The following is a 10,817-nucleotide window of genomic DNA, read 5'->3' on the forward strand; positions in this document are numbered from 1 at the left end:
GAAGCGGCGAGAGGCCGTGTTGAGCAGGAGCGAATCGCGGCCGGTCCGTCAAGGTCACGGGAATGAACGAAGGTACCACGCAGCGGCGGAACGATCTGCCGCACAGGCCCGGAGTGCAGAGGGCCTTTGCGCCCTTTGCCTTGTCGCCTCCTGCGGGGCGGCAAAAACCATAAGTGTCAGATTATTTAATAATGTTAATTAATGTTTATTATATAAGGTATTTTTTGAACTGGATTGATTAAAAAATAACTACAATTACAGGCCGGGTCTGGTTAAATTAGCAGATAGAGCTATTTATGGTTTAAATTTCTATAGATCACCTCAGTGAAAATCAGTTTTTTTGTCGGCATAATCTGCTTTTTTCACTGATTTTTAATCAAAACGGGTTGAAATATCTCCGTTAACCGGTCAGAGGGCAATAATTAGAATAAATTGATAATGAAAAGAAAGTAGTATACCGTTAACCTTAATTTTTCCTTAAGGTGATAACATTGTCAGTTCACAAACTGAAACATAATGGCTATCGTATTTACTTTTCAGATGAAGGTAAAACCTTTCATCGCCTGATATCCGCGATGATGAATAATGATATTCAGGGAGAGTATTTAACCAGTGGTAATGCTCTGCGTAATGTCATGATCTTTGAACATGAATCTAAGAAATTTATACTGAAACGTGACAGAGAAGTTGATCAGCGATTTGAAAAGAAATTATCGGCATTATTTTCAGGATCATTTAATCTCAAACTGATTAAGAAAATCGACAGATATAAGCAGGATGTAATTGATATTACTTCTCGTTTGTATTATGTGGCAGAAAAAATAAAGTTTGGCCAGTGTGTCGATTCTTTTTGTGTCTACGAATATGCTGATGGTTATGCACTCAGTGATGAGAATATCAGCGATCACTATGAAGCAGTCGCATCATCAATATTATCTCTTCATCAGGCCGGGCTGGCCTCAAATGATATTCATCCGGCTAACTTTATCTGCAAGCCTGATGGCAAGCTGAAAGTTATTGATTTATCCTGCCGCGGCAGCATTAAAGTGTGTCAGGCTAATGACCGACTGGCTCTGAAGAAAAAATATAATCTTGATATAGAGTCGGGCGGGCTTATTTACTCTTTAATAAAAACAAAAGACAGCCTTAAATATTTTTCCAGAAAAATCCGCGGTAAAGTCTGAGATTTATCGCTGTCGGTCCAGTGCGCCATTGGTGGCGCACTGGCAGAACAGTACTCAGTCACACAGTGACTGCCTGATGGGAAACGGTAACAGCTTCACCGCTGGCTGTGGTCAGGATACTGTCCTTCATATCATCCAGCAGCTGATAACGTCGTTTATATTCAGAGCGTTTTTTACTGGCGATATCTTCGATTTTTTTCCGTTCAATTATCACCGGTAGTTCGAAGGTATTATCATCTTTTAGCGTCCCGCCGAGGGAGAGCCAGAAGTCATTATAACTGGATAGTAATTTACCTTTCTTCCGGTGATAACGGGAGCTTTTAAAGACATGCATATCATCACTGACTGCACAGACCGACTCTGCAGAGAGTAATCCGGAAAAAACTGAGATCACTTCCATCATGATTCGTTTAGGAAACAACCCGCTGGCTGACTTGGTGGCTTCTCTGATGAGGTCACTGGCGCCTTCATTATTTGGCCCCTGAAGCCCGCCAATAAACAGAGTTCTTTTATTATTGATATTCACTATCGAGAAGGTGATCAGTGAAACAGTGTGCCCCTGATAATCCATAATAATCGTTATTTCGCCTTCCCGATCAAAGTTTCCTGGTTTGCAGTAAAGCGTAAACTCTTCACCTTGTTTGCCGGAAAACTGTGCGATACTGACTACCGACTGACTGATAAGGATGTTTTTCAGACTGATATTACTCATAGAATTAATCAGGGAGTAATGATCTGTAATATATTTTACCCGTTCTGCAACTGAGCTTCCTTTTTTCAGATAGACACGGTGATGTTTAGCCAGAATTATCCCCTGAATACTGATTACCTGAGGGTAAATATCAAGGCTGGTAATTTTTTTTATATATCTGAAAGTGGAGACAGGATAGAACAAACTACGCAGGGCAAATTTAGCTCTGAAAACATTATCTTTCCACAGAGGATGGGATGAATTCCCACCAAACAATACCTTTAACGGGCTCATAATCTACCGTATATAGCAATAAAATGGCTTTAAATAAACTTACAGCATCCCATATCAGATATGGCGGTAATCAAAACGCACCGCTATCCGACAGAAAGTAAGCGGATTTTTCTTTTCAAAGAGAATGAGGTGAAGCATACTTATATTAAGAATACATTAACATATTTTAATTGTTCAGTGTGGCAGTTCATGTATCAAAATATGTCAAAAAACAAACATCTTCCGGCGGTCTGACGTACCGTCATGACCGCTATCCGGCGGGGCACCCTGTAAAAACGGGCTCTGTATCCGGTCACGGAGGGACTATCGATTACCTGCAGTTTACGGAAAGTGAACTATCCTTAATTATCACTGTTTCCGCAGACTATTCATCAAAAGGTATATCATGAAATTTAAATCCTCTTTATATATATTGATTCCGGCCCTGTTAAGTGCGTCCCTGCCAGCGATTGCCTGTACCAGCCTGGCAATTACTGACACAAAAGGTGATGTATTCCATGGCCGGACACTGGAACTCTCTGAAGATTTACCCTCCTGGTTAACCTACTATCCGGCAGGTACTGCGTTCCAGAAAAAAGCACCTGACGGACAAAATAGTGTGGCTTACACCGCTAAATACCCGATTTTAGCCATTACCTCTGATGTTTATTTTGATGGCGATGATCATAATATGATGGAAGGTATCAATGCGGCGGGCCTGTCTTTCAGCGCTAATATGGTACCGTCCGCTACTCTGACGCCGCTGCCGAAAACAGAGTATAAGGACTCTGTGCCTGTGACTTCGATCGGCGAATGGGCATTAGCGAATTTTTCAACGGTAGAACAGGTCCGCCAGGCAGTTAACAGCGGGCACTTCTGGTCCCCGGTTCTTGAAAAACTGGGCGGGGTCACTTCTCCTTTCCATTTTGCATTTTATGACAAAAGTGGCGGCAGTATTGTGGTTGAAGCGAATGACGGGAAATTCCGTGTTTATGATAACCCGACCAGAGTGATGACTAACGGCCCTGACTTTAAATGGCATTTGCAAAACCTTAATAACTATACACAACTGACAAATAAAGATCGTTCGGCAGCTGTGCTGGGTAATATTAAAGTGGCTCAGCCCGATAGCGGGATTGCGACCTCTGCGTTACCATCTTCTGATACTTCAGTCGGCCGTTTTGTCCGCGCAGTTTACTACACCACCTATGCCCCGAAATCAGATAATACAGCTACTGCGATGAATAACCTGGCCCATATCATGAATAATTTCGATCGGGTGAAAAATATTACGACTGATACTATCGGAGAGTTCGGTCCGACCGGTACTGAGTCGTCAGAATATACGGTCTGGACCAGCCTGACAGATCTTTCTGACGGCGTAATGTTTATTCGGGGTTATAACGATATGAACTATCAGAAATTCTCTCTCGCAGAGTATAAAACCAGCAACAAACCGGTATTTAAGAAAATCAACGTACCTGAATAATATACCGCGCCGGGCTGTTATTGCCCGGTCTTGCTGTGGCTATCGTGTTTTCCGGCCAGAATGAAAGTAGCAGAGGGAAAATACATACAGAGGCAGGGCCGGAAGTGATGTCTGAACCTCACTGTCGCCAGGTAAAGGATCTACTCCGTCAGTCCGGGCTGGATATTTCTGTTGAAATACAGCTTTCGTTTACAGGTGTTTTCACTCAGGAATAAAAAACGCGGGGAAATCCCGCGTGGAAAGGCTGATAAAATATATCAGCCATCTTATTATTTATCAGGCCAGTTCTTTGCGGATAATCTCTGCACCGGCACTTAATGCATGCAGTTTAGCGTTAGCGACCTGGCGGGACAGTGGGGCCATACCGCAGTTAGTTGAAGGATAAAGTTTATCAGCATCAACAAATTGCAGTGCTTTACGTAAGGTATTGGCGACGTCTTCCGGAGTTTCAATGCTATTAGTCGCGACATCAATAGCTCCGACCATAACTTTTTTACCGCGGATCAGTTCAATCAGGTCCATAGGAACATGAGAGTTCTGGCATTCCAGTGAAACAATATCGATATTCGACTTCTGCAGTTTCGGGAATGCTTCCTCATACTGACGCCATTCTGTGCCGAGGGTTTTTTTCCAGTCGGTATTCGCTTTGATACCATAGCCATAGCAAATATGAACCGCAGTTTCACATTTCAGGCCTTCGATAGCCCGCTCTAATGCCGCCACACCCCAGTCATTAACTTCATCGAAGAATACATTAAAGGCCGGCTCATCAAACTGAATAATATCCACACCGGCAGCTTCTAATTCGCGCGCTTCCTGATTCAGGATCTTCGCAAATTCCCATGCCAGTTTTTCGCGGCTTTTGTAGTGGTTATCATACAGGGTATCAATCATTGTCATCGGTCCAGGCAATGCCCATTTAATCGGTTGACTGGTTAACTGACGCAGGTACCTGGCATCATCAACGAACACCGGTTTCCTGCGTTCCACTGCGCTGACAACGGTTGGTACACTGGCATCATAGCGGTTACGGATTTTAACCACTTCACGTTTCTCGAAATCAACGCCACTAAGATGTTCGATAAAGGTCGTCACGAAGTGCTGACGGGTTTGTTCGCCATCACTGACGATATCAATACCGGCCCGCAGCTGATCATCAAGGGATAAACGTAGAGCATCTTTTTTCCCTTCGATTAATATTTCATCGTCCAGTTTCCACGGTGACCATAATTTCTCTGGCTGCGCAAGCCATGAAGGTTTAGGCAGACTACCGGCTGTTGATGTGGGTAATAAAATTTTCATTGCAGGTGACCTTATATTTTAATCAATTAAGCTTTGTAACCAGCAGACCATTGCTCAAGAATAGTGCTGTGCGGTTTGATGAAATATTCTTCAGTGAACTTACCTTGCTCAATGGCTAACCGGCTGCGCTCTTCACGGTCGTAAACAATCGTGGTTAATGAATAATCATCATAATTCAGGCTCGGCTGATACTGCAGTCCGGCTGCTGAGTTAGCGTTGTAAATTTCAGGCCGGTAGATTTTCTGGAATGTCTCCATAGTACTGATGGTGCTGATAAGCTCAAGATTTGTATAGTCACTGAGCAAATCTCCGGAAAAGTAGAAAGCCAGCGGAGCAACACTGTTTTCAGGCATAAAATAGCGAACCTGTAAGCCCATTTTTTCGAAATAGGCATCAGTCAGCGAGTGCTTATTCTGCTGGTATTCAACACCCAGTACCGGATGTGTGTTACCGATGCGGTGATAAACACTTTTACTGGCGACACTCAGACAAATGACCGGTGTTTTTTTAAAGTGATTTTTGTACGCATCAGAATTCACGAAGCTTTTAAAAATGTTACCGTGCAGAACACCGTAATTATCAGGAACGGTGAAATCTGATTTGTTTTTGTTGTGCTCCGGCAACAATATGCTGAAGTCATAGTCGCGCACATAGGAAGAAAAGTTATTTCCTGCAATACCTTCAATCTGCTGACCGGTTTTCTTATCGAGAATATTGGTTTTCAGAATCTCAATCACCGGAAAACTTTCACCCTGTTCTTCGATTTTCATTTCAACAGAGATAATGTCAATTTCGATGGCATAGCGATCTGCTTGCGGGTTATCCCAACTGGCCAGTGAGTTAAAGCGGTTATTCATCATCACGATGGTATTACGCAGGTTTTGCTGGCGGTTATCGCCCCGGGCAAGGTTAGCAAAGTTGGTTGTGATACGGGTGTTTTCCGAAGGATTATAATTCTCATCGAAACGACTTTTTGTAATTGTATAGGTAAAATCTTTATTCATTGTCTGCCTGCGTCCTGAGTCCTGAGATGAAAACCGGCGTTATAGACTGATTTTCCGGAGATTATCGTTACCCCGCATCGCCGTTTTCACATTACCAAAAGTGAATAATATTGCATAATTTATGCCTGACTCGCTGGCAGAGGGGAAGTGATTTAATTTCAACGAACTTGAATTTTTTTCAAGATGAAGTGCAGGAACAGAAAAACCACAGATTGCAGCAGAACGTCGATTATGGCAAGAGAGGCTATAACAGCAAAGCAAAACAGTCCTCTGAAATAGCGGTAATTCCCGCGAATAACACCGCGCCCGGCCGCACACTGCGGTTATCAGCCCGCTGAACGAGCGCTTTGTCTTCTTTTTCAGGGGCAGGGACGACTTACATTGAGTCCCGTATGACACCATTACCTCTCCGCTCGCGCAGCTGGCGGGATGACCACCACTGGCCGTATTTCTGCGGTGAAATCTTATGATAAGCATATTTTCAGATATCAGAAAAATTGTTGTATTGATGCAGGTGAACCGCGTTATTGAAGAATTTTTGTCGCCAATGTAATGCCCGAACAGCTATTTCCACATTAGCTAAATTCCGCGATGATCTTTGCAACCTCATCAGGTCATAGCACATCACTGTGCGATACGGTTATTTTTATTTTCTTAATTTGCGATATATCTCGCAGAGGGTTTTTATGCACAATAAAAGCACACTGCTGTTACTGACTCTGTCAGTAGCAGTGTTTGGTGTTATTACCACTGAAATCGCGGTTATCGGCTTATTACCCGGGCTGGTTTTACAACTGCATGTTACGCCGGTACGGGTAGGTTTATTAGTCAGTATCTATGCAATAGTTGTTGCAGTCACCGGGCCGTTTATTACCCTGTCGCTTTCCGGATTTAATAAAAAGAAGGTACTGTTATCCATTCTGGCAGTCTTTATTATTTCTAATCTTATTTATGCGACTACGGATATTTTTAACCTGATGTTATTATTTCGCATTTTGCCAGCTCTGGCTCATGCTGTATTTTTTGCAGTGGCTCTGGTTGTTGCAGCAAATTCTGTACCTGAAGCCAAAAGAGCCGGTGCTGCGGCGATAGTCTTTGCAGGTGTTGCTGTCGGTCTGGTGTTAGGGGTACCGCTCAGTGCTCTGATTGCTGAAAATGTTTCTCTGGCGGCGGCATTTTACTTTGGTGCGGCAGCCTGTTTTATAGCGTTTATCGGGGTGTTATTCTTTATTCCTTCCATGCCGGCACGCGAAAAGATGTCATTCAGAACCCGGGTCAGTGTGTTACGCAATAAGAGGCTATGGATGGCAATCATTACCGTTTCTATGATATTTTCGGCAATGTTCTCAGCTTTTAGCTATATCTCTGACTATTTATCCGGGGTTACCAAAATTAATAATAATTATATCAGTGCCATGCTGATTTTATTCGGGGTCTGTGGATTTATAGGTAACTTTATATTCAGTCATTTTCTGCAAAAAAATGTTATTCAGACTACACATTACTACCCTCTGATATTTGGTATTGTTTTACTGTTGGTATGGTGGCTGGGTTTTTCGCCACTGGCAATGTGTTTACTCACTGTTTTCTGGGGTATCTGCCACTCTTCAGGGTTAGTTGTCAGTCAGACCTGGCTAATGGGTGAGGCGAGTGAAGCTCCTGAATTCGCTAACAGTCTGTATATGTCATTTTCTAATCTGGGGATTACTATTGGTTCATTAACCGGCGGGTGGTTTATTGCCCGCTTCGGCACCCATTCAGTCGTATTAAGCAGTATTATTTTTGCGATACTGGCTTTTTTAAGTATTGTCGCGAAAAATCGCGCCGGAAATACCGCATTATTATTAGCTCAGGACTCATCCAGTGATCAGTAACAGCCGGTGCTCTGACTGGTTATTAGTCCAGTAAGCCATCGGCTGCTGCCTGAAGCAACTCATCAGCCACATAGCGTATTTTTGGTAATAACTGGCGGTTTTTTGGCCAGAGGATGCTGACGGGTATTTCTCCTCCGGAATATCCGTTCAGTACTTCTTTTAACTCCCCGCTTTTCAGATGTCTGCCCACCAGCCATAAGGGTAATTGTGATATTCCGCAGCCCGCCAGTACCGCTGACAGCATTCCGTCACCATCCGCAAACTCATGGGTCGCGGGCGGAGTATAGCGGCTTATTTCGCCGTCAGGGTGTTTTAATAACCAGGATAAAGGCTGATGCCTGCGAAAGCCAGTGATGCAGTGATGCCTGTTCAGCTCCTGTGGTGTCACAGGTTCACCATACTGAGCCAGATAATCGGCAGCTGCACAGATAACCAGTTTTTGGGTCGTCAGTCGTCTGGCAACCAGGCCACTGCTGTCAGCGAGTTCTCCTATTCTGATAACCAGATCAATACCTTCTTCGATAGGATCAACAAACCTTTCACTGAAGGTTACGGTTAATGTCAGTTCCGGATAACGGCGTATTATTGTCAGTAACAGGGGCAGGATACGTTGTCTGCCAAATGCTGCCGGTAAATCAACCCGCAACCGTCCGGCAGGCCGGGCAATATGTGAGGTCAGTTCAGCTTCGGCTTGCTGCAGGATGTCGAGGGCATTCTGACAGCTTTGCAGAAAACGTTCACCTTCCGGTGTCAGGCTTAACCGGCGGGTGGATCGCAGGAAAAGCTTGAGACCGAGGCGGTTTTCCAGACGGCTGACGCTTTTACCTACCGCAGATTTAGTCAGCCCGAGTCTTTCTGACGCTGCTGTAAAACTCCCTAACTGTGCGGTGGTAACAAAAGCGGTAACTCCGCCCAGATGTTCTGTATTTCTCATAGAATGATCCGTCTCTGCCTGAGATAAAGGAGCGGCTGAATGCCTGACGCCGTATAGCTGAATAATACAGAATAATTTCTGCCGGGTAATAATATTCCCGGTCTTCTCCGGCCAGATATGTTAATGATAAGCAAGTTTACAGGGGGTTATTTATACAATCGGGAATCTTAACTATGCATATAATTTGTCAGTTCGGGGATGATTACGCTCTTGCCAGCCACTGGGTTACCTGTCTTAAGCAACAGCTGCCCGGGGCAAAGGTTTCGGTATGGCAGCCCCATATGCCACCGGCCGATTTCGCCATCGTCTGGAATCCTTCTCAGGAAATGCTGGATCAGCAGATTTCCCTGAAAGCCATATTTAATGCCGGGGCCGGGGTTGATGCTATCCGTCAATTGAGGTTGTCTGAGGATATTCCGGTGATCCGGCTGGAAGATGCAGGGATGGCTGAACAGATGAGTGACTATATTTCTCATGCGGTATTACATCACTACCGTGAAATGGATGAGTATGCTGTACAGTCTGAAAAAAAGATCTGGCAGGTACGCTCGCCACGCAATAAAAATGAGTACAGTGTCGGGATCTTAGGTTTTGGTGTTCTGGGACAGGCGGTTGCTGAACGCATACATGCATTAGGTTTCAGAGTAAATGCATGGAGCAGAACCCCCCATAGCAGCCGCAATATTACTTTGTATAGCGGCGATAGCAGATTAAATGATTTTCTGTCAGCCAGCCGGATTCTCGTCTGCCTGTTACCATTAACCCCGTCAACCCGGGGGATCCTGTGTACGGCACATTTTCACTGGTTACCGGATGGTGCTTATATCATTAATGCCGGCAGAGGGGAGCACCTGGTGAATGATGACCTGCTTCAGGCGTTAGACAGTGGAAAAATTGCCGGCGCAACACTGGATGTTGTCGGGCAGGAACCGCTGCCGTCGTATCACCCTTTCTGGCAGCATCATAAAATTCGTATAACTCCGCATATTTCTGCCGCGACTTTACCCGCAGTTGCGGTCAGGCAAATTAGTGAAAAGATTACAGCAATTTTAGCCGGAGCCGGCGTCTCCGGGCGGCTGGATATGTGTAATGGCTATTAACTGTGATCCGCGGTTGTCGTAATAACGGATAAGCCTTCAGGCATCGCCGAACCAGTTATAACCCCGGCTTTTCCAGTAACCACCGGGGGATTGGTCCGTGACGAAAATAGTGGCGATATGTCCGGCATTTTACATTTCGGTTTGACCGGTATCCTCAGGCGCTGCGGATCGCCGAAGTCCGGCGGCAGGGCCTGGCCGTCAAAATCAGGGACCGGAAGGGGTTGCGGGTGTAACGGTATCCTGGCAGAAGAAATACCGTTGCTGATAACCGGCTACCCGGAACGTTATTGTACGGATTGCAGCAGTATCAGACAGCGCTGACTGGTCGTCCTGGCTTGTTGCTGCTGATCGGCGCTCAGCCTGTTCCACTCCTTCACCACTGCATTTCCTGCCGTACTATTATAGTGATACTTCCGCAATGAATAATCGGAATTAGAACCTTCAACGGTTTTTTCCAGTACCCGGGTAAAGTTATCTGCGGTGACCTGTTCTGGCCCGCTTGCAACGGCACACAGTAACGAACGGTAATAATGCATGGTATCTGGCGGAACTGTTTTCGGCCACAGCCAGAGGGAGGCAATAATCATCAGTATCAGCAGCAGGTAAAACTTCCGGCGACGGAACAAAGTGACAGACAGTGACATATTCGGTATTCACAATTTATGCAGGCTAAGAGTTTTGCCGGATAATATCACAGAAAAGTCACATATTTTTAAACCAGTAGCAAATTCCCCCGGTTATGCTGAGCAGGATGTAGCCATATTTATCTGTAAAATCATATTTAAGTAGCAATTACCAGTGTAAATGTTTATCAAATGTTCTGTTTTTGTTTTCAGTATGTATAGTCTGGTTTCACTTAAAACCAGGGTGTATACGTATGACCTCGACATCAAAAAAAAAGGTTCATCGCACCTTAGCGTGAATTAATAGAAAACGGCGGTAAAAGTGGTTAGTTTTGTATTCGCC

At 44.7% G+C, this 10,817-nt stretch carries 9 protein-coding genes; 4 read left to right on the top strand and 5 right to left on the bottom strand.

From position 1 onward, the window contains the following. The first annotated feature begins 491 nt into the window (after positions 1-491). Positions 492-1,184 carry a lipopolysaccharide core heptose(II) kinase RfaY gene (locus JK211_RS16220; RefSeq protein WP_212709660.1) on the top strand — a complete coding sequence of 231 codons (693 nt, stop codon included), beginning with the start codon at positions 492-494 and terminating at the stop codon, positions 1,182-1,184. Positions 1,185-1,242: 58 nt separating this feature from the next. Here JK211_RS16220 and JK211_RS16225 read toward each other — a convergent pair whose 3' ends face one another. Then, positions 1,243-2,169 (bottom strand): VirK/YbjX family protein, encoded by a 927-nt coding sequence (locus JK211_RS16225; RefSeq protein ID WP_212709661.1) that lies wholly within the window; start codon positions 2,167-2,169, stop codon positions 1,243-1,245. Positions 2,170-2,551: 382 nt separating this feature from the next. On the opposite strand from JK211_RS16225, the gene JK211_RS16230 reads away from it, so the two are divergent. After that, complete coding sequence (locus JK211_RS16230; RefSeq protein WP_343876566.1) at positions 2,552-3,637, top strand: linear amide C-N hydrolase; 1,086 nt, start codon at positions 2,552-2,554, stop codon at positions 3,635-3,637. Positions 3,638-3,913: 276 nt separating this feature from the next. On the opposite strand, the gene JK211_RS16235 is transcribed toward JK211_RS16230, so the two are convergent. Together JK211_RS16235 and JK211_RS16240 are read right to left on the bottom strand one after the other, a co-directional pair. Beyond that, positions 3,914-4,939: a methionine synthase gene (locus tag JK211_RS16235; protein WP_212709663.1), complete on the bottom strand. Its 1,026-nt coding sequence runs from the start codon at positions 4,937-4,939 to the stop codon at positions 3,914-3,916. Positions 4,940-4,965: 26 nt separating this feature from the next. Further along, complete coding sequence (locus JK211_RS16240) at positions 4,966-5,943, bottom strand: DUF1852 domain-containing protein (RefSeq protein WP_212709664.1); 978 nt, start codon at positions 5,941-5,943, stop codon at positions 4,966-4,968. Between the two features lie 686 nt (positions 5,944-6,629). On the opposite strand from JK211_RS16240, the gene JK211_RS16245 reads away from it, so the two are divergent. Beyond that, on the top strand, positions 6,630-7,817 hold the full coding sequence (locus JK211_RS16245; protein ID WP_212709665.1) for an MFS transporter: 1,188 nt from the start codon (positions 6,630-6,632) through the stop codon (positions 7,815-7,817). 22 nt (positions 7,818-7,839) lie between these two features. Here JK211_RS16245 and JK211_RS16250 read toward each other — a convergent pair whose 3' ends face one another. Next, complete coding sequence (locus JK211_RS16250) at positions 7,840-8,751, bottom strand: LysR substrate-binding domain-containing protein (RefSeq protein ID WP_212709666.1); 912 nt, start codon at positions 8,749-8,751, stop codon at positions 7,840-7,842. A 173-nt stretch (positions 8,752-8,924) separates the two neighbouring features. On the opposite strand from JK211_RS16250, the gene JK211_RS16255 reads away from it, so the two are divergent. Next, a complete protein-coding gene (locus JK211_RS16255; protein WP_212709667.1) occupies positions 8,925-9,851 on the top strand; it encodes a glyoxylate/hydroxypyruvate reductase A in 927 nt (308 codons plus the stop codon). 284 nt (positions 9,852-10,135) lie between these two features. On the opposite strand, the gene JK211_RS16260 is transcribed toward JK211_RS16255, so the two are convergent. Continuing rightward, positions 10,136-10,495, bottom strand: coding sequence for a hypothetical protein (locus tag JK211_RS16260; RefSeq protein ID WP_212709668.1), 360 nt, complete (start codon positions 10,493-10,495; stop codon positions 10,136-10,138). Positions 10,496-10,817: the final 322 nt, after the last annotated feature.

Origin of the sequence: Tatumella sp. JGM130 (genome assembly GCF_018257525.1) — a bacterium.
Taxonomy (GTDB): domain Bacteria; phylum Pseudomonadota; class Gammaproteobacteria; order Enterobacterales; family Enterobacteriaceae; genus Tatumella; species Tatumella punctata.